Source organism: Chengkuizengella sediminis (assembly GCF_010078385.1).
GTDB lineage: Bacteria > Bacillota > Bacilli > Paenibacillales > KCTC-33759 > Chengkuizengella > Chengkuizengella sediminis.
Genome location: NZ_SIJC01000001.1, coordinates 718,486 through 739,192, shown reverse-complemented (window position 1 = coordinate 739,192; position 20,707 = coordinate 718,486). Strand labels below are relative to the sequence as shown.

Here is a 20,707-nt window from a genome sequence, read left to right as displayed (position 1 = left end):
AGTTCTCCTCATTAAATCTAAGATTACAAAAAAGTCAGAAATTAGGAGCAGGCAAATTGGATAAAAGAAGGATCTTAATCACATTATTATGTTTTACATTGATTATTGGGTTGTTAGGTTCAAGATTGTTCTGGATTCAAGTGGTTGAAACGAGAAGTTATTCAAATATGGATATTAATCTTATCGAACGTTCTGTTAATCAAAGAGAATCTGGTGTTATATTATCATCAGGTAGAGGACATTTTTATGATAGAAATGGTGATTCACTAACGGGAAGATTGGTTCATGTTCTAGCTGTTTTTCCGAATCAAAGCCATTTCCTGGGAAATGAACAAAAAATAAAAAAATTAGTAAGTATTTTAGACATTTCAGAAGAAGAGTGGATTGAATTCTTTAATAGTATTAATGAACCTGTCATTTGGAAAGTGGATTCAACCGCAGCAATTCCTTATTTATTAACATCCGATGAGGTAGCAGACATCAATGAACTCCATTTACCTGGTATTCAGGCTATTCAATATGAACTAAGATACCCTGATCCTTATATCGCAAGCCATTTAATTGGTTTTGTAGGTGAAAATCCAAGTCGAATAAAAATGTTATACCCAACGAAAATAGATAGTGGAGCAATGTCCTTAAGTACATTAATTGGTGCTAGTGGATTAGAAAAAACACTGGACTTTCTTATTCAAAGTGTAGAAGATACATCTCTTTCCTTTTTTACAGATGGGAAACATCGAGCAATTCCTGGATTAGATTTGAGACTCATTCAGTCTACCAATCCATTTTATCCTTTGAAAATTAAAACTACGATTGATAAAAATATTCAACAGAACGTGGAAATGATACAAGCCACTTATACAAATCATAATAGCGCTGTAGTTATTTTAGATACTCATAATGCTGATGTGCTTGCAATGGCGAGCCTTCCCGGTTATGACCCTTATCGTGTAACAATGACTGTAAACGATTGGAGTAATCAAGCTTTAAAAGCTCATATACCTGGTTCTATATTTAAAATTATTGTTGCAGCAGCAGCATTAGAAAATGACTTAGTAGATCTAAAAGAAGAATTTGAATGCAACGGTCATTTAGGAAAATATGGATTTACATGTTGGAGAAAGGAAGGGCATGGTACGATTTCATTCGAAGAAGCCTTTGCTCAATCCTGCAATATTACGTTTGCTAAAGTGATGGAACGAATGAGTTCTGACATGTTAGAGCAAACATTTAAAAAATTAGGTGGTTCACAGAAAAATGGATGGTTTCAAAGTCAAGGAGACTCTGTGTTTTATCAGTTTGATCATGAGGAGGTAGGGCAAATTTTTTCAGCAAATACAGATAGAGATGATGAAGGTGTAAAAGCTCAAACCTCAATTGGTCAAAGGGATGTAATGATGACTCCCCTGCAAGCTGTAAACCTTGTTGTCACCTTGATTAATCAAGGTGAAGTAAAGCAACCAAGGGTAGTAAAGGAAATCCGTTACCAGAATGACTCTTTTAAGCAAGCTTTTGATGATAAGACTCTAAGTACAGGTGAAAATAGTATTTCATTGCGAACTTCAAATCATTTGTTGCATTGGATGGAGGAGGTAGTACAAGATGGGACAGGTAAAAGTTTGAAAAGTCACCCTTGGGAATTAGCAGGAAAATCTGGGACAGCGGAAGTGATTGTTGATGGAAAAAAGGGAGAAAATCAGTGGTTTATTGGCTATGGTCCCTCTAAAGATCCTAGATATGCGATAGCTGTATTTGTTCAAAATCCTTACGAAGGAGGGCAACATATAGCTACGAAAATTTTTGGTGAGATTATGGGGTGGTTGGCTGAGAACGGATATTAGAGAAGATTGACTGATCTAGTTCCTTCAACATTTTTAATGAAAAATAAAAATGTTTCAAGTTATACTAAATATATGCATGCCAAATAACACTCCAAATACTATGTTTGGAAAGTTTTGTTTTATAAAAGTGCATATATCCAATGTTTTCTGTAGTATCATAACTTCGCTTGTTTACGAGATCCTAGTCCCAACCAGACATTCCTTAAACCCTGATAATTTGTTTCCCTAATACTGTCACAATCGATGATTCCTGAAGTTTTAAAAGAATGAATCTAGAAGGTAACAAAACTTAATTTGTATTTACTAGTACGGATAATCAACAGACCTGACAGATAGCATGTAAAAATCCCTCACTTTAATGAAGTGAGAGGATTTATATTCCTTCAATCAATGCAGTTCGACGATAAACTTCTCCCATGAACCGATCTTAGATCGATTCGCATGTGCTTCGCCATCGTTTTCTCCAACAACATACTTGCCATGTGCACTTTTTAAAGAAATTTGGTCGCCATCAACTAAACATCCCGTACTATCGGTATGGTTGATGAACGTAAACTCTTCCCATGAGTTGGGTTCAGACGCTTTGGCATCAAGGTCACCATCGTCTGTCGCTCTTAGATAATAGCCTGCTCCTGTTTCAATATTTACAATGTCATTGTCAAGAATACAACTACTTCCATCTGGGCTATCGACAACTTTAATATTGAATTTCTCCCATGAATTTACGTTTTCGCGATTTGCATTAACATCGTTGTTTCCATCTCTTTCTGCTACTAAATATTTATCATGTGCAGATAGGAAGGCAACATTGAATAAGGAAGTTGCGGGGTCACCAAATGCGTTCGTCCAATCGCTGTCTTCATTAGGTCCAGAGGGTCCATTATTTAAGACGCACAAATCAAAAATATTACAATCTTGTTTTAGATTTCCCCAACGGTGAACACCACCGGCTAGAGGGTCAGAAGGATCTTTTCCGGATTCAGTCCACGTATTGTCAGAACTTAACCACGCTGGCCACGATGTATTTGACAATCCTTCTTGTAAGTCAAAATCATAGGCTTCTACAGCATTCCATGTGTCCCATGCGGTACCTTGGCTAGTCTCATCCACTAATTCATCAATATATAGGTCATAGTACACATGGTCACCTAGATCTTTCCAAGTTCCATGCGAGCCGTTTGCCGAATAAGTTATGATGTGTGTACCGTCTATAGTTTCGAAATCAGTCCAGTTGTACTGTTTGTTTGATGAATGATAGTTTAGTTGTACTTGCATAGGTTCTCCTTTTACGAGTCGAATTTGCATGCCTTCCCAGTCACCAACATGATGACCGTATTTTGAGATCAGGGAGTCTAGGAGCCAATCAATATTGGAGGGTAGTTTCCCGCGATTGTACGGATACCAGATATAGTATTTGATATCGATCGTATTGGGGCCTGCTTCACGCCATCCAGCATAGATACGGGCAGAATCAAGATCACCACCAAAGAAGTCGAGCACGCCCTCAGCATCATTCAGTTTTTCGATTGTTTGTAAGGAGTACTCATTACTTCCAGATGGCTGATAGCGCTCCATATATTTCGTTGACCACTCTATTGAAGAGGGGAAATATTCTTCATCATCATCGAACCAGACACGAGGTGCATACTTCGTAATCAGCGCAAGTTTCTCTTCGGCCGAATACGTTTCTGTACTTTGTTCGATTGCACCTGCATCATTGGGAAGGCCAAATCCCAGTACAAATCCACATAAAACAAAAAGCAATATCTTCTTCAATACATCAACTCCTTTTGAATATTTAGAATAATGATATCTAATTAATCATCTGTTACGTTGATAAATTAGATTAATACTTTCATTATATCATTAAATGTAATTTATGGGCTGTATTTCCAATTTGATACTATTAATAGATGATAGATTTGAAATTATTGTATTTACACATATGATTAACAACGGTGCTCCGATAGAGGTAATACAAAGCTTATTAGGTCATGAGAAGAGTGAACCTACCAATTAAGTGGTAGGTTAAGACATCAATTATATAGCCAATATTTTTAAGGACAAATGGAATGTCCTCTTTTTTAGTTCATACTTTTGTCCCTAAAAGGTATTTTTTTATGTGCCTGGCACAGGTGCAATCTATAGAGTGAAAGCCCAAGCTGGTTTTAAAAGTAACAATATCAGTGTAAAAATATACTAATTGATTGGTTCATTAACACAAGCACACTCTCTCAATCATCCATAGTATATTAATGAGTAATCATTTCTAATATGGACTTGTCCTGTCTGATTTTATTACCGAGAACTATAATAGGAGGATTATTATGGAAAAAAAAGAGAAAAAAACAAACGAATATAAATTGTTTTACAATAGTGAGGGGGAAAAAGTAGATCCGTTTGAGATAGAAATTAGAGAAGATGAGTGTCAAAATTTTATTGATTTTTGCTGTATCGCTAATGTCCCAGATGGATTTTTTAAACCTGATTTCACGGATCCAACTTTAGAAGATTTTTGCATAGATATTAGCGAGTTAAAATGTTGTTTAGAAACACAAAAGGTGGAAGCCACAGTAAATAATCCATGCAATGGAGAACTAACTTGTTTAACTGAAATTCAAGCTGTACGATTAGTAGGGTGTGTGAGGATTACGGCAAACACTGGACCCATTCTTCCAATCCAATCTCCCTTTGCAGTAGATAGTTGTACAGTGAACTGTAGTACAACTGTTTGTGTTGATCAAATTCTAGATTTCACCTGTAACCAAACTCCTCCGTGCATACCATGTTATGAAATTGAAGCAGCAGGAGCAATTTTTGCTCCACTAACAGATGCTTGTGGTAGAGAAGTTGTTAGAGTGCAAGGTCGAATTTTTCTGAAGTTTGTTGGATGTGGAGAATAATAAACAAAAAAATTTGTGGACTAATTAATCTTTGTATTTTAGTTTTCTTCTAATAGAAGGAGGTGAAATATATGCCTAAACACCATTCAAAAAAATGCTGTGATCCAACCATTACGTTAGAAGTCCCTAGTGAAATAAATTGTCAAGGTTGCATTACTGGAAAGGTCACTTCTGATGGAGTGTGTCCAGTAGAGGGAGCAGAAGTCTTTTTCTCGAGTTCTTTACCTAATAGCGTCAGTTTTGACCCAAATCCCGCAATTACGAATAATAATGGAGAATATTCGTCAATGGTGACGGTAGCCCCACCTCTTTTGGGTACGGTTATTACAATTATAGCTAGTACAGAAGTAGATAATACCCCAATATCTGATACAGAGTTTACGATTGTAAGTTGCGAACGTGTTGCTGACACAGTGTATGTCACTAATGAATTTTCAAATAATGTTACAGCTATTGATGGACAAAACAATACACCAATCACAACTTTACCAGCTCAAAATGCACCCTTTCGAGTGGCAATTACACCAGATAGACGTTTCGCTTACGTGGCAAATTTGAATAGTGCGTCTGTCTCTGTAATACGTGTATCTGATAATACTATCGTAGGAGGTCCCATAAGTACAGGGGGGGGTTCTCAAAATTTAGTAATATCACCTGATAGTGCGTTTGTTTATGTGTATAATATTGATGCATCGACGGTTTCCGTGATAAGAGTAAGTGATAATATGGTTATACAATGCATTGAGGTTGGTAAAGGGTCAAGAGGAAACACTTTTAGAAATATTGCCATTACGACTGATGGTCAGCTTGTTTATGTGGCTAATACGCAAGATAGTACCATTTCTGTCATCCAAACTTCTAATAATGTTGTTATTAAAACGATTTCTGTACCCAATGTTCCTCTATCTATCGCCAGCACACCTGATAGTAAATTTGTCTATGTTGTAAGTTCAAATGGTTCAATAACCGTTATCGAAACTTCTAATCAAACAATATTTGATACTATATCTACTCCAGCTCCAAACCCTCAGAATTTATCAATTACTCCTAGTGGTGAATTTCTCTATGTGATTGGTAATTCTCAATTTGTAGAAGCTTTTCGAATATCTGATAACACGAGGATAGCAACTATAGAATTATCTCGTGCTAACTTTGGACTTGATATTGTCATCTCTCCATCTTCAGATTTCGTATATGTAATTTCTAATCAAGTCTTTCTTGCATTTGGAAGTTTCAATGTCATTGATGTAGCAAGTAATACAGTAATTAAGCAGGTGCAGCTTGGAGTTGCGCCAAGACAAATGGCTATTAATACGGATGGGAGTCGAGTATATGTAGCTAACGCTAACCCTGATAATGTAGAAGTCATTCAAACTTCTAATAATGAATTGATAGCAACTATACCAGCAGAAGGAAATGGAGCGCAAGGTATAGCCGTTACTCCTTAATAACTCCTTTAAAATAATCTTACTCAAAAAACAACCTCTTGATACCTCGTTGGTATCTAGAGGTTGCTTAATCTTTATAATATTTTCTACCAAACCTTTTATATTGATAAAAAGGATATAGTTTTTATCCTAAAACAAGAATCGATCTACTTGTAACATGCGATTAATACGAAATGGCGCGATTATAGAGAGCGCTTTTCTTTATGATTTGGACCAGACTGCAGAATAGTGAAATTTTGAAAAAGCTTCCACATATCAAGTGGAAGCTAGAGTAAATGTTATATTTTTAACCCTCTTTATTTATGACTTTCATCTATTAAGGAGAGTAGAAAAGAAGCCAATAGAACATTATTTTATCTTGCATACAGCTTATATTCTTATTAGCTTAAATATTTACCAAATTTTTTCTTCAAATCCAATTTTCAAGTTTTCTCCTATTTGTTTGTCGAAAAAAAACCTTAACAATGTATATCACCCTTATATTTACAAGATTATCAATAGTTTTTTTTAGACTTTCAATCAACTTTATTTCTTTTCTAACAATATAAGTAGATTACTAATCAAATCTACTTTTTATAAATAGAATTGTTTATTTTTTTAGAACTTGTCCACGATATTACTAAAAAGGTAGTTTCATTCTAGGAAAAGGATTATGGAGTTGAAAGATTTAGGATAAAAATACCAAGTGATATTAGTAATGCTATCTGTTTTCAAATTATTATCCTATAATTTTCTATACTATGAAAATTATAGGATAAGAAAAAATGATGCAGTTGTGATCACCCAATTCGAAGGCCAGTCATATTAGTATTTGGAATAGAAGCTGTAAATTCAGATCTTACGCCTTGATTATTAGCCCCAACAAAAAGAAGTGCAACTCTAATACTATAAACAAATTTTCCAGCAGGTGGACAATCAGTAAACGTGAAATCAGGATTAAAGTTATTTCCACCTAGAAGAATAGAAGCTGCATTAGCATATGATACAAGAACCTCATCTAACTGACCATCAAGACCCAAATCATTCCGAACTAAGAAAAAACCATAGTTAAAACTTAAACCATTAACACCGAAATTACTAACATTTTCAGAGAATACATTACTTTGTGTAACCAAAAGTGATATAGAAGCATCTATTTTTACTTTTTGACCAGGTTTACATATTACTATAGGGGGTAATTCGTTAACAAGTGCTGTATTCGCATCATTAAGCGGATTACCATCAGCAATAACAGGAAGGTCTTCAAGATTTTGTATTTCACCCACGCTATTATCAAAAACTAAACAAACATCTTTTAATGTTTTGCCACAGCAATCAGATTTATTTGCCATGTGTAATTCACTCCCTCTATAAAGTTAAATTATCTCTTGAATACTCACGTATTCTTACTATTTCACAAACGCCTATAGCTTACACACCTCATTTATGAATCTGCTTTGCAGGGTCATATATTTGATTGGAATAAATAAGCTCCAACTTTGCACTGTAGGTGTTTGTTTTGAGATCTTAAAATATAATATGAGTTACAATATTCATTTGATTGGACGTTTTATACTTTCTTGACAAATTCCGCTAATGTAACAACTAGGGGAAAAAATAAGAAAAGAATATCTTATCTACAAATAGGAAATAAACCAAATGCAAAGGTATTGAAAGAACTTGAAATTGAAGAAGTCCCATTTCAATTAAGGTATACTAAGGGTATGACTGCTACCTTTGATTTACCAAATCCGAAGTACAAAAGTCCAATTGATTTTTAGCTCTGACCATCCTTATATCAACTTAGTTAAATACCCTCGTTTAATTAAGAGATAATATCAAATAGACCGTCTTATGGAAAACGGTCTATTTGAATCGTATAAGACTAAGTGAATTTTAACTATCTGTTGGTATTCAAATCACATCTTTAGTACTTTCAACATTATTTTTTCCCACATGTTCCATGGTAGCAGGTTTTTCATAAATATTTGTGATTTTATTCCTTTTCCAATGGGATATCTTAACTTTGGTTTATCCATTTGAGAGATAACTGCTACCAATTTTGCTACATCAATAGGGTCTCCTTGATTGAAATTACTAAGTGAATTCTGAACGTTTTTATTAAATTGTGAATAAGGAGAGGATTGTTCTACATTCTGATAATCTGGGATCATACTCGTTGCATATGAACCAGGTTCAATTAAAACTGAATGAATGCCAAACGGTTTTAATTCTAATCTTAAGGATTCTATAAAACCTTCTACAGCATGTTTTGAGGCAGCATACGGTGACATAGATGGAAACCCCATTAAGCCCATTCCGCTGCTAATATTAATGATTTTACCTTGTTTTTGTTTTCTCATAAATGGGATAACAGCTTTAGTTACAGCGATTAATCCAAATACATTTGTTTCAAACTGTTTACGATATTGTTCAATAGAGACTTCTTCAACAAAACCACCCACAACAAATCCAGCATTATTCACAAGTATGTCTATAGAATTATAGTTATGTATTTTATCTGTAAATGATTGGATGGAATTTGTTTCTGTTAATTCTAATAATTCAATAGTAACTTGTTGACCATCAATATTTTTCTTATTAAGATCTTCTTTTAATTGATTTGCTTTTTCTTGACTCCTTACTGTTGCAATGACATGAAAACCTAATTTAACGAGTTCTATTACAGTGTAATATCCAAAACCACTTGATGTCCCTGTCACTATAGCTGTTTTTTTATTCATCTGTATTCCACCTTAGTTAGAATATTTATGTATTGATTATAACTTAATGTGAAGGGAGAGTGTAAAATATCTACCACTTACATGTGGTTATTATATAAAATAATCGTATGTATCTGCAGTTTGTTTAATAAAATTCTATCCTAATAAACCAATCGAAACTCATTTTATAGCTGTAAGGTGAATATATTCTTCTATATCTTTTATAATGTGCATGATAGATTGTTGCCAAAAGCTTGGATTCCTAAGATCAATTTGAAAGTATTGTTGTAACAATTCTTCAACTGGTCTTTTTCCAGTTTCACTTAAGAATCTTTTGAATTTTACACTAGGCGGGACTAAAGGAAATCTCCATCATCTTATACGAGTTCATATGTCTAGTCACAATCAATTTTATTTGACCACACGAAAAGCATTTGTTTCTGAATTGAATGAGAAATTGAAGGACTTCATTTAAATCAAATTGATTTTGAGTAGATATTACAGCTGATTTTAAACTCTTAAATTTGGAAGGGTACTATTTAGAAAAAGAAAATGCCGATGACCTTATCGTACAGGAAATCGGCTTTTCATTAATGTTTCATTTTCCAGTATAAAGGAGCTTCTAATCCTAAGGTGCCCTCAACTTCCCCTCCTTCTTTACGCCAATATTCCATACCGCCGAGTAATTCTTTCACTTTAAAACCAAGTTCTGCAAATTTAGCAGCAGCTTTCGTTGCTCCATTACAAGCAAGTCCCCAGCAATAAATGATCATTACTTTATCCTTAGGGAAACATTCTGCTGTATCCACATTTATCCGATTAGTAGGTAACGATATAGCTCCAGGGATATGACATTCTTCATAAGAACTAGGATCTCGAACATCAATGATAATAAATTGATCACATCCTTTTTTTAAATCAATTATGAGATCGGCTACATCAGTCTCAAATGCAAGTTTTGCCATGAAGTGTTGATACGCATTCTTCGGATCAGCTACCTCCGTTTGTAACACCAGTGAAAATTTAGGTTTCATGTTCATTTTCTTTCTCCTTTCGCATCAAAGAAATATTTCTTCCTAATTGTACTTTATTTGATGTATCATAGTTATAGATATATATTGATATGAAGTATCAGTATGAATGATAAGGTGGTGGGGATTCGATGGAATTATTATATTTAAAAACATTTTGTGAGGTCATAAAATGGGGCAGTTATACCAGAACTGCATTAGAACTAGATTATGCTCAATCTAGTGTAACTAATCATATTCAGAAACTTGAAGAATCATATGGAAGTGTGAAACTTTTAGAGAGAAAAGGAAATCATATGGTCCCCACAATCACAGGTGAAGTACTTTATGATTATGCAAGAAAGATCCTATCATTACATCAAGAAGCAAAAGATAAAATCATAAAACAAGACACTGGAATCATTACAGTTGGGACAGTAGAAACATTAGCAATATATCATCTACCAGAAATCTTAGAGAAATTTAAACAGAGTTATCCAGAAGTTAGGATTCGTATAAGACCTGATACTGAAACTAATATTATTCATAAAGTAAAGGATAAAGAAATTGATTTTGGGCTTATATTAGATGTTCCATACTCTTCAAAAGAGACAAACACCATTTCTATACAGAAGCAAAATATGATCATCTTGATGGATGAAAATCATCCTCTGTCTACTAATTCAGAACTTACAATAAAGGATATAGCTGATGAGAAGTTAATTTTGACAGAGGAAGGTTGCACATATCGTGCATTCCTATTGAATGAAATGAATAGACATTTTATTACTTCTAATATTTCACTTGAACTAAGTAGCGTAGAGGCGATAAAAAAGGCTGTAGAGCATCGCTGGGGAATTGCTTTTTTACCCCATTTTGCAATTGAGGAAAATATAGAAGAGAGAAGGCTGAAAATGATTCCTTTTATTAACCATGATCTAAATTTTTATAGTCAATTGATTTATAGGAAAGATAAATGGATTTCAAAGGCTTCGCAAAAATTTATAGATCTGCAGAAGGTTTCTTCGGATTGATAGGGAATTACTTAGTTTACATTTCTAAGATGTTTTATCCTTAGTAAAAGGGATTCCTTAGCAACGTGGGAGAATGTGATCTCCTATAGAACACGAATTAGAATTTCAATTTGTTTTATGAGCTTTTAAATACAAATTATGCAAACAATAGGAGTTATATATGAAAAAAAGGTATATATTAACCGATTTAGATGGAACATTACTTAGATCAGATCAAAGTATATCTAAATATTCTGTAAGAGTACTTACAGAGGCATTAGATAAAGGTCATGTCATTAGTTATGCCACCGCTAGAAGTTATATAAGTTCTATGAAAATACTATCAACAGTTCCGTGGAAATTCCCTTTAGTATTATACAATGGTGCTTTATTATATGATCCTGTTTGTCAAAAGTTGATAGATGGCAACTTTCTCGATACACAAATATCAAATGAAATTATTGGGATAGGGGAACAAAACGGCATATCCCCCTTCTTATTTTTACTTGATGCAGATGATAAGGAAAGAGTCTATCATAGAAAATTAAATAGATCCTGTGATTTTCAATTTTTCGATAGCAGACCGAATGATTCTAGATTCAAAAAGGTGACACCTCTTTTATTTCCGGAAGATTCTAAAACTATTATTGTAGCGTTTATCGGTACATACGAAGAAGTTAGTCCGATCTATCAAAGCGTCAAAAATAAATTTGAAGACCAGATCCATATTCACTTTATGGAGGATAGTTATATTACCAATAACTACTTTCTAGAGTTTAGTCACCCTTTGGCTAATAAAAAAAGAGGGCTTGAACTTTGGTGTGAGCATGTGGAATGTAACACAGAGGATGTATTGGTTTTTGGAGATAACTTAAATGATATAGGAATGTTTGAAGAAGCGGGCTCTAAAATAGCCGTTCAAAATGCACATGAACAATTAAAAAAATTAGCCTGTGAAGTGATCGATCATCACGATAAAGATACTGTGGCTAAATACATAAGTAGAATTGTTTAAGAACACGACTTATTCAGAAGATGTGGAGGCAATTCCATAGAGATTTTAGGCAACTCAATTTGGATGATAATATAGTATTTTTCTTATGGAGGAATGTTTATGAAAATGTTAAGGTTTGATCAAGAAGTTGGCAAGGAAATTACCGCTTTTGATAGTAAGAATCTAATCATGTCTCGAATTATTAAGGAGTCAGATTCATTACATATCAGTTGCATGTTCATTGGTCCTGATGGTGTTGTAGGTCATCATCAAGCATTAGGTTCGCAATTATTTTTAGTAGTAAGTGGTGAAGGATTTGTTCGAGGTAAAGAGGACATTAAAACACCAATTAAAGAAGGTCAAGCTGCTTTTTGGGAGCCAGGTGAATGGCATGAAACAACTACTGAAAAGGGAATGACAGCGATTGTAATTGAAGGAGAAAATATCGATGTATCTGCTTTATTTTTAATATAGTTTATAGATGGAATGATATACTTTTTTTAGTTTATTATAGGGAGGAATTATAATGCGTAACGTAATCAAGACATTTTTCAATAAGAAGGAGGGGTGTAGTCTTAATTAAATAAAAGAACACTCCTGCTTCTCAATCTATTAAAAGAAAAGACATAAAACAATAGAAAGAGTAGGAGAATAATGAAAACAAATACGATTGCTTCACACAATATAAATATCTTATTTTGGGTACAATTTTTCGGTGCGATAAGTTTTCTTCAACCTGTTTTAAGTTTATTTTATTTAGAACGAAGATTACATCTCATATTTTTATTATCATGTTTTTTTGGAGTTTTTCTGTTTTAATCGGTGAAGTTCCAACAGGTGTTTTTGCAGATCGTTTTGGGGCTAAGGTTTCTTTCCTCACTGGTTCTGTTATTAAGTTTTTCAGTATTTCAATTTTACTATTTGCTGATGAACCATGGATGTTTTTTTTATACGCGGCTTTAAACGGATTTTCAGTTACATTTTTTTCAGGTGCTGATGAAGCTCTGATTTATGAATCGTTAAAGGAAAGTGATGAGCAACATTTAATGGATCAGGCGATGGGAAAAATTCAATCGGCTGGTTTTATATCAATGATCATTGCGGTTATTTTTGGATCCGTATTGGCGAAAGATCTTAAAGATGAGCAATTTATTTTATTAATTCTGTTAGGTCTCATTTTCCAATTGATTGTGTTTTTGCTCTTATTTTACGTAAAAAACCCAAAACATCAAACATCTTATAGAGACAATCCGTTAAAACAAGTTAATGCAGGAGTAGAAGCTATCCGAAGAAGTCCGTTGCTTCTCATCTTGTTTTTAAATGTATCATTAGTATTTATTCCTGCCGGGGCAGTATATGAAAAGTTTGATCCTATCATTTTAACAAATGCAGGTCTACCTGTTATATTTATAGGGGTAGTTTATTCGATAGTAGCCATCATCAGTTTTTTTGTTTCAAGATCTATCGGTGTATTTACAAAAAGGTTTTCGAGAATATTTTTAATGAATATAACTGGTCTCTTAGCAGTCGGAGGACTTTTACTTTCGGCAATTTTCGGAGAAATATTATGGGTTATATTAGCTTCATTTTTTATATTGAGATTTGTACGTGCAATTAGATACCCCATATATTCTCAGCTAAGTAATGACATTATTCCTTCTGATGTTCGAGCAACAACAATTTCTTTGTTATCGATTATTGATTCGTTATTTGATTTAATCATTTTTGCTTCATTAGCCAGTATAGCCTTATATGGATTGAATAAAATACTGCTAGCTTGTTCCTTAATTGCTTTCATTGGAACGTTGCTTCCTATCAAGAGAAAAGTTAAATAATAAAAATGTACAATGTTTTAAAACCTTGTAAGAAGTGATAACAAGCTTTTTACGAGGTTTCTTATTAGTGACTTTTTTTAGTCCATTTTCAAATTCAATTATAGGTATATTTTGAATCTGTCTTTGAAACTTTATCAACTAATACACGTATAATCCATAGAAAGTTAATAGATGATATAGTAGTTTAATAGATCGTTAAATGAAATCGAGTCGAAATATTATGAGGTTAATGATTAACCATTGTATGTTTTTGATCATAATATAGTTGTAAATGTATTGGTCTAAAAATTAGGAAATCGATCATTGAAGGAGCGCAGGATGATGAGTATGTTAGATAAATTGAAGAAAGGGTTTTCTGAAGCAGGGAATAAAGCAAAAGAAGTGATTGAAATCAATCAATTAAAATTTAAAATTTCTGTGAAACAGAAAGAAATAGATAATAAGTTTATGTATATTGGAGAAAAAATATATAATCAATATCAAAATCAAGATCTAATTGAATTGGATCAGGATATGGAAATGATGTGTAATGATATTGAACAGTTAAAAAATGAAATTAAGCAAATTGATTTACAAGTGAAAGAATTATCAAATCAAAAAGAATGCAGCTGCGGTCATTTAGTGGATATTAATGACAATTATTGCCAAGTTTGCGGACATAAATTTGAAGTAAAAGTTGTACAGAACGTATATGGTGCAGACTATGAATATACAAATATCAAGTCAAGAAATGAGGATCGATTTACTTGTTCCTTCTGCGATGAAGAGTTAGAGCACTCGGTTGACGTTTGCCCGCAATGTGGTCATTCAACAATGAATTTATAACTAAAAAATAAACCAGCAGTTATTATGCTGGTTTATTTGATCAGTTTTTTTATCATTAAGTGTGGTATTAGAGTACTTTGCTTAAAAATGATTTTGTTCGTTCGTGAGATGGGTAATCAAATAATTTTTCAGGTACATTTTCTTCAACGATATAACCTTCATCCATGAAAATTACTCGATCTCCTACCTCACGTGCAAACCCCATCTCATGTGTGACTACAACCATTGTCATACCTTCTTTAGCTAACTGCTTCATAACATCTAATACTTCTCCTACCATTTCAGGATCAAGTGCAGAAGTAGGTTCGTCAAACAGCATGATTTTAGGTTCCATCGCCAAAGCTCTTGCAATGGCAACACGTTGTTTTTGTCCACCGGATAAGGAATTAGGGTATGCATTAGCTTTTTCGGATAAATTTACTTTTTCCAGGAGATCTAATGCCACTTTTTCTGCTTTTTCCCTAGACCATTTCCTAACTTTAATGGGTGCAAGAGTAATGTTTTCAAGCACAGATTTATGTGGAAACAAATTAAACTGCTGAAATACCATACCTACCTCTGTACGAATCTCATTTATATTTGTATTTTTGTCTGTAAGATTCACACCCTCGATTTGGACCTCACCAGCTGTAATGGACTCTAACAAATTCATACAACGTAAGCAGGTTGATTTTCCTGACCCAGAAGGTCCTATGATAACAACGACCTCTTGAGGTTCAATTTGAAGATTAATATCTTTTAAGACTTCGTTATCTCCAAAGGATTTTTTTAGATTCTTAACGGTTATCATCGATATTCCACCTCTTTTCGATGTAATTTAATAAGTAAGTTAGAGATAAAGTGATAACAAGGTATATTAAAGAAATCAATATAAATGGTTCCCAAGTAATAAAAAATCTTGTATTTACTGCTCGTGCCCAATAAAGTATTTCTGGAGCTGCAATAGCAGAAGCTAATGAAGAATCTTTAACTAAAGTAATAAACTCGTTACCAAATGGAGGAATCATTCTTTTAATGGATTGGGGTAAAACAATATACCTCATCGTTTGAATTTTATTCATACCTAAGGAGCGTCCTGCTTCAACTTGTCCACTATCTATGGATTGAATACCAGCTCTATAAATTTCTGCCAAATAAGCTGCTGAATTTAATGAAAGTGCAATGATCGCAGATATAACAGCTTTAGTAGAGCCAACACCACTAATGAATAGTGGAGCAACTCCTAGGTAAATGATAAAAATTTGAACTAATAAAGGTGTACCTCTGAAAAAAGTAATATACCAAACGAAAGGTAATCTGATAATTGAAAAAGGTGACAACCGTCCTAGTGCAATAAATAAACCCAATACACACCCAATAAGAATAGCTGATAAAGAGATGCCTAATGTGTATAATGTTCCTTTCATAAACAATGGGAAATAATCCACAATTACATCTATTCTAATTCCTAGATCATTTAATAACCAATCATATACGTATCCCCAAATCAAACTGAAAAAATCACTAATAACTCCCCAAATCACAATGAAAATATCACTAATATATCCCCAAACATTACCAAAAAAATCTTTAATGCCTTGCATAAACTCACTCCATTTTATTCATTTAAAACACATTATTATTATCAAAAAAGAAAGCGTACCGCTTGTTCGCGCTACGCTTGAATATAATGTCTCATTCAAACTATTGTTGATTTAGTAATGTTTCAACATCAGGTGATGTACCAAACCATTTCTCATAAATCTCAGCATATTTTCCGTCTTCAATGACCGTTGTTAATGCTTTATCCAACGTTTCTTTTAATTCACTACCATCTGCAATCATTAATCCATAATATTCTGCTTCAAAATTTTCAGCATCTGATACTAGTTGAACATTATCGTCAGGGTTGTTCTTAACAAATTCTGCAGCTACAGCAATATCAGTAACTACAGCTTCAATGTTTCCTTGTTTTAAAGCAGCTAGTGCAAGTGCTGTTGTTTCAAATAATTGTAAGTCAGGGTTTAATTCACCAACTATTGATTCAGCAGCAAACTGTCCAGTTGTACCTGTTTGAACTCCAATGACTTTTCCTTCTAAATCAGTAGCAGTTTTAATATCTGTTCCTTCGTAAAAAGCAATCATATGAGTGGATTCAAAATATGGTCTCGTGAAATCATATTCCTCATTACGTTCATCTGTAATTGTAATTCCAGATATTGCAATATCAATACTTCCATTTTTCAATGAAGGGAATATTGGATCCCATCCAATATTGTTTAATTCATAATCAAGACCTGCTTCTTCCATAACTGCAGCTAATAAATCCACATCAAACCCAACAATCTCTTCCCCATCCAATGATTCAAATGGAGCAAATGCAGCATCAGTACCCACAATGACTTTATCTCCACCGCCACAAGCAGCTAAAATCGCGACCATACTAATCAACAATACAATTAATAAATTCTTTTTCATTTTTATTCCCCTTTTTGTATAAATTATATATATTTATTTTATAGTATAACGTATTAATAGAATTTCTCAACCGTTGTTTTATGTTTAGTATTTTTTCTACAAAATTCGAGTTTATTTGACAACTGTGATATGGCTGGACAAAACTTCAATTTTATATTTATTCACTTTTATAGTTTCTCCATCTGCTTGAGTGGTAAGGTAATGGTTTGGTGCATATTCTATCTTTTTCCCAGAAAAGAAACTCACTGCTTTATGTCTAGCATGTTTTCCAAAATATACAAGAGGAAATAGTGTTAGAAGTTCTAATCGATTGATATTGCTAATAATACAAATCTCCGCTTTTTTATCATTTGGGCTCGCATCTGGATTAATGATCATCCCGCCCCCATAGTATGGAAGGTTAGAAACAGTGATGAACCATACATTCTTAAGTTGTTTTAGTTCTCCATCAATATTTAAAGTGATGTCACTGGTACGAAAAGAAAATAATACTCTAAATAATGAGATCACATAAGCTAAACCTCCAAGACGAAGACCATTAAACCATTTTTTATACTTAGCGTCGTTCGTGATTTGAGCTATTTTTCCATCTAAACCAGCACCAATAGAACATACTGCGACTTCATTATCAATTTTTAATAGATCTAATGTTTTACGTTGATTTGAGTGTAAGATTATTTCAAGTGCTTTCAAGTGATGTTTTGGCAAGTTTACTCCCCTAGCATAATCGTTTCCAGAACCAGAAGGAATATACCCAAAATGGACTTTGTTGTTAACGTCAGCTTGATAGATCCCATTGATAACTTCGTGCACGGTTCCATCACCTCCAACTGCTACAATGATATTAGGTTTATATTTATTAATTAAATGTAGTGTACATGTTGTTCCAGAACCTACTTTATTAGTAAAACTTTCAACATATTTTATGTCTTTTTCATTTAATATATGTCTAATTTCATGCCAAACTTTAAGACCCCTTCCATTCCCAGAAACGGGGTTCACAACAAAACCTATCATATTTATCCAACTTTCTTCTAAGGGTGCTATTTGTATCTAAAATCTATTCATACATATTAACTTACTAGATTCATTTCCACAATAAAAAAATGTCATATTATAGAGTGGTCAAACAGTGAAAAATTCTTGATATTACCAGTAAATTTCATAATGATCAATATTAAATTATAAATAAACAATCCCTTATATAATCATGGTAAATATAAACTTCAGTGAAATTATTTTATATTTAATATAGAAAAAAGAATAGGAATATGATAATATTTCAATAAATATAAAACCTTACATCTGTGAGTAAAAGTGTGGATAAATATTCAACATTTAACTTATTCACCTTCAACTTTTATGTATACTCCTGTCGATATTTGACCTCTTTAGAGCATTTAAAGATTTAAAGTAAGCTATCAAGTCAACTTCAGAGATTTTTAACTTCACTATTTTCGTTTATACAAATAGAACTTCAAACTAAATTAATTTCAAAATGTTGAATTATCCTGGTTACTAATTGATTTTCATATCTATGAAGGCTACTACTTACACCAATATTACGAGAAAGGAATGAAGCGCTTTCATTGGATGGAACTGTTATAATAAATCGAAAAATCATATGACTTTAATGCTTTTGATGATGGTTTTATCGGTACTTATCTAATTTAAATTGTTTATATCTTGGGGGTAATGAAATGAGTGAAACTTCTGTATTACAGGTAAATGGACTAAAAACCTCTTTTTTTATGGATAAATCCGAAGTGCCAGCTGTTGACGATATAGATTTCAACTTAAAACAAGGGGAGATTATTGCGATAGTAGGAGAATCCGGATGTGGCAAAAGTGTTACTTCCCTTTCAATAATGGGACTAGTACCTCACCCCCCAGGTAAAGTTGTGGGCGGAGAGATTATTTTTAACGATGAAAATATTTTAAAAGCTTCTGAATCAAAAATGAGGGATATACGTGGAAATGAGATAGCTATGATATTTCAGGAACCTATGACTTCTTTGAATCCGCTTTTTACCATTGGTAATCAAATCATGGAAGCGATCTTAATTCATCGTAAATGGAATAAAAAGCAAGCAGAAATGAAAGCGATAGAATATTTAAAGTTAGTCGGTCTACCTCGTGCAGAGGAATTGATGAATGAATATCCTCATCAGTTATCTGGAGGAATGAGACAGAGGGTTATGATTGCAATGGCAATGGTTTGTGAACCGAAAGTATTAATCGCTGATGAACCAACTACAGCTTTAGATGTTACAATTCAGTCACAAATCTTGGCTTTGATGAAGAGATTAAATAAACAGCTAAATACATCTATTATACTTATCACACATGATCTTGGCGTTGTATCAGAAATATGTGAAAGAGTCATTGTCATGTATGCAGGGAAAATAGTTGAGGAAACGGATGTTAAAACGATATTTGAGAGTCCGCAGCACCCATATACTAAAGGTTTAATTCAATCTGTACCTGATATTCGTGATAAAAAGAGTCGTTTATACTCAATTCCAGGAAATGTACCGATTCCTGGGTCTATTAAACAGGGGTGTAGATTTGCTGATCGGTGTGATTTTGTCATGGATAAATGTAAAGTAGAAACACCAGAATTAGTTACAATTGAAACTAACCATAAGGTTCGTTGCTTTTTACATGAGGAAAGTGAGGAAAATACGTATGACAAAAACACTATTAGAAGTTGAAAAAATGAAGAAGTATTTTCCGATTAATGGTGGAATTCTAGGGCGGAAAATAGGGGATGTAAAGGCGGTAGACGATGTGTCGTTCTCTGTATTTGAAGGAGAGACCTTCGGCCTAGTGGGGGAGAGTGGTTGTGGAAAATCTACAACTGGAAGAACACTTCTTCGCTTACAAGAACCTACTGATGGAAAGGTCAAATTTAACGAAAAGGAATTAACAAGTCTAAGTTCAAATGAATTGCGTACGGTTAGAAGAGATGTTCAGATGATCTTTCAAGATCCATTCGCTTCTCTTAACCCTAGGCATACAGTTGAGAAAATATTAGAAGAACCTTTAATCGTTCATAAAATAGGTACCCCTAAAGAACGCAAACAAATGGTTATCGAAATGCTGGAAACAGTAGGTTTGAGCAGCTATCATGCAAAACGGTATCCCCATCAATTCAGCGGTGGGCAGCGACAGCGTATTGGTATAGCACGTGCTCTAATGACGAAACCAAAACTCATCATAGCGGATGAACCTGTTTCTGCATTGGACGTCTCAATTCAATCACAAATATTAAATTTACTAGATGATCTGCAAAAGGCATTTTCATTAACCTATATATTTATAGCACATGATTTAGGGGTTGTTAGACATATTTGTAATCGTGTAGCCGTTATGTATTTAGGTAAAATAGTAGAATTATCCAGCAGTGAAAAGCTTTATAACAAACCACTGCATCCATATACTGAGGCTCTTCTAAGTTCAGTGCCTATTCCTGATCCTACATTTGAGAGGGAACATATTGAGTTAACAGGGGAAATGCCAAGTCCTTCAAATCCACCACAGGGATGTTCATTTCACACAAGATGTCCACAATGTATGGAGATTTGTAAGACAGTTCAGCCAGAGTTTGAAGAAATTGAGCAAGATCATTATGTTGCTTGTCATTTGTACAACAAGAACGAGCAGCTTTAGTGATAGA

General features: G+C 33.5%; 19 protein-coding genes. 11 read left to right on the top strand and 8 right to left on the bottom strand.

Annotated features, from left to right (window positions below; genetic code table 11):
- Nucleotides 1-56 precede the first annotated feature (56 nt).
- Nucleotides 57-1,841, top strand: coding sequence for a peptidoglycan D,D-transpeptidase FtsI family protein (locus EPK97_RS03625; protein WP_162035218.1), 1,785 nt, complete (start codon nt 57-59; stop codon nt 1,839-1,841).
- 387 nt (nt 1,842-2,228) lie between these two features.
- On the opposite strand, the gene EPK97_RS03620 is transcribed toward EPK97_RS03625, so the two are convergent.
- Nucleotides 2,229-3,605 carry a Vps62-related protein gene (locus tag EPK97_RS03620; protein ID WP_240903694.1) on the bottom strand — a complete coding sequence of 459 codons (1,377 nt, stop codon included), beginning with the start codon at nt 3,603-3,605 and terminating at the stop codon, nt 2,229-2,231.
- 563 nt (nt 3,606-4,168) lie between these two features.
- Here EPK97_RS03620 and EPK97_RS03615 point away from each other — a divergent pair.
- Nucleotides 4,169-4,744 carry a hypothetical protein gene (locus tag EPK97_RS03615; RefSeq protein WP_162035216.1) on the top strand — a complete coding sequence of 192 codons (576 nt, stop codon included), beginning with the start codon at nt 4,169-4,171 and terminating at the stop codon, nt 4,742-4,744.
- 71 nt (nt 4,745-4,815) lie between these two features.
- Nucleotides 4,816-6,192 carry a beta-propeller fold lactonase family protein gene (locus EPK97_RS03610; RefSeq protein ID WP_162035215.1) on the top strand — a complete coding sequence of 459 codons (1,377 nt, stop codon included), beginning with the start codon at nt 4,816-4,818 and terminating at the stop codon, nt 6,190-6,192.
- Between the two features lie 779 nt (nt 6,193-6,971).
- On the opposite strand, the gene EPK97_RS03605 is transcribed toward EPK97_RS03610, so the two are convergent.
- Nucleotides 6,972-7,523, bottom strand: coding sequence for a hypothetical protein (locus tag EPK97_RS03605; RefSeq protein ID WP_162035214.1), 552 nt, complete (start codon nt 7,521-7,523; stop codon nt 6,972-6,974).
- 228 nt (nt 7,524-7,751) lie between these two features.
- On the opposite strand from EPK97_RS03605, the gene EPK97_RS03600 reads away from it, so the two are divergent.
- Complete coding sequence (locus tag EPK97_RS03600) at nt 7,752-7,952, top strand: hypothetical protein (RefSeq protein WP_162035213.1); 201 nt, start codon at nt 7,752-7,754, stop codon at nt 7,950-7,952.
- A gap of 138 nt (nt 7,953-8,090) precedes the next feature.
- Here the strand turns inward: EPK97_RS03600 and EPK97_RS03595 are convergent, their stop codons facing one another.
- On the bottom strand, nt 8,091-8,915 hold the full coding sequence (locus tag EPK97_RS03595) for an SDR family oxidoreductase (RefSeq protein ID WP_162035212.1): 825 nt from the start codon (nt 8,913-8,915) through the stop codon (nt 8,091-8,093).
- A 569-nt stretch (nt 8,916-9,484) separates the two neighbouring features.
- Entirely contained in the window at nt 9,485-9,934 is a 450-nt protein-coding gene (locus tag EPK97_RS03590) for a rhodanese-like domain-containing protein (RefSeq protein WP_162035211.1), read from the bottom strand.
- A 122-nt stretch (nt 9,935-10,056) separates the two neighbouring features.
- Between EPK97_RS03590 and EPK97_RS03585 the strand changes: the two genes are divergently transcribed.
- From EPK97_RS03585 to EPK97_RS03565, 5 genes are all read left to right on the top strand, one after another.
- Nucleotides 10,057-10,938, top strand: a complete 882-nt coding sequence (locus EPK97_RS03585) for a LysR family transcriptional regulator (protein WP_162035210.1) — start codon at nt 10,057-10,059, stop codon at nt 10,936-10,938.
- Between the two features lie 160 nt (nt 10,939-11,098).
- The gene (locus EPK97_RS03580) at nt 11,099-11,932 is read left to right on the top strand and encodes a Cof-type HAD-IIB family hydrolase (protein ID WP_162035209.1); all 834 of its coding nucleotides are present in this window, start codon (nt 11,099-11,101) and stop codon (nt 11,930-11,932) included.
- Between the two features lie 99 nt (nt 11,933-12,031).
- Nucleotides 12,032-12,385 carry a cupin domain-containing protein gene (locus EPK97_RS03575; protein WP_162035208.1) on the top strand — a complete coding sequence of 118 codons (354 nt, stop codon included), beginning with the start codon at nt 12,032-12,034 and terminating at the stop codon, nt 12,383-12,385.
- Nucleotides 12,386-12,702: 317 nt separating this feature from the next.
- The gene (locus EPK97_RS03570) at nt 12,703-13,746 is read left to right on the top strand and encodes an MFS transporter (protein ID WP_420826768.1); all 1,044 of its coding nucleotides are present in this window, start codon (nt 12,703-12,705) and stop codon (nt 13,744-13,746) included.
- 321 nt (nt 13,747-14,067) lie between these two features.
- On the top strand, nt 14,068-14,571 hold the full coding sequence (locus tag EPK97_RS03565; RefSeq protein WP_162035207.1) for a zinc ribbon domain-containing protein: 504 nt from the start codon (nt 14,068-14,070) through the stop codon (nt 14,569-14,571).
- 67 nt (nt 14,572-14,638) lie between these two features.
- Here EPK97_RS03565 and EPK97_RS03560 read toward each other — a convergent pair whose 3' ends face one another.
- From EPK97_RS03560 to EPK97_RS03545, 4 genes are all read right to left on the bottom strand, one after another.
- On the bottom strand, nt 14,639-15,361 hold the full coding sequence (locus EPK97_RS03560; protein WP_162035206.1) for an amino acid ABC transporter ATP-binding protein: 723 nt from the start codon (nt 15,359-15,361) through the stop codon (nt 14,639-14,641).
- Nucleotides 15,348-15,977: an amino acid ABC transporter permease gene (locus EPK97_RS03555; protein WP_240903693.1), complete on the bottom strand. Its 630-nt coding sequence runs from the start codon at nt 15,975-15,977 to the stop codon at nt 15,348-15,350. Before EPK97_RS03555 ends, EPK97_RS03560 begins: the two co-directional genes overlap by 14 nt.
- 277 nt (nt 15,978-16,254) lie before the next feature.
- Nucleotides 16,255-17,028: a basic amino acid ABC transporter substrate-binding protein gene (locus tag EPK97_RS03550; RefSeq protein ID WP_162035204.1), complete on the bottom strand. Its 774-nt coding sequence runs from the start codon at nt 17,026-17,028 to the stop codon at nt 16,255-16,257.
- Between the two features lie 111 nt (nt 17,029-17,139).
- Nucleotides 17,140-18,045: a diacylglycerol/lipid kinase family protein gene (locus tag EPK97_RS03545; protein ID WP_162035203.1), complete on the bottom strand. Its 906-nt coding sequence runs from the start codon at nt 18,043-18,045 to the stop codon at nt 17,140-17,142.
- 683 nt (nt 18,046-18,728) lie between these two features.
- Between EPK97_RS03545 and EPK97_RS03540 the strand changes: the two genes are divergently transcribed.
- Both EPK97_RS03540 and EPK97_RS03535 read left to right on the top strand, forming a co-directional pair.
- Nucleotides 18,729-19,742, top strand: coding sequence for an ABC transporter ATP-binding protein (locus tag EPK97_RS03540; protein ID WP_162035202.1), 1,014 nt, complete (start codon nt 18,729-18,731; stop codon nt 19,740-19,742).
- Nucleotides 19,717-20,700: an ABC transporter ATP-binding protein gene (locus EPK97_RS03535; protein WP_162035201.1), complete on the top strand. Its 984-nt coding sequence runs from the start codon at nt 19,717-19,719 to the stop codon at nt 20,698-20,700. The genes EPK97_RS03540 and EPK97_RS03535 overlap by 26 nt, the downstream gene beginning before the upstream one ends.
- Nucleotides 20,701-20,707: the final 7 nt, after the last annotated feature.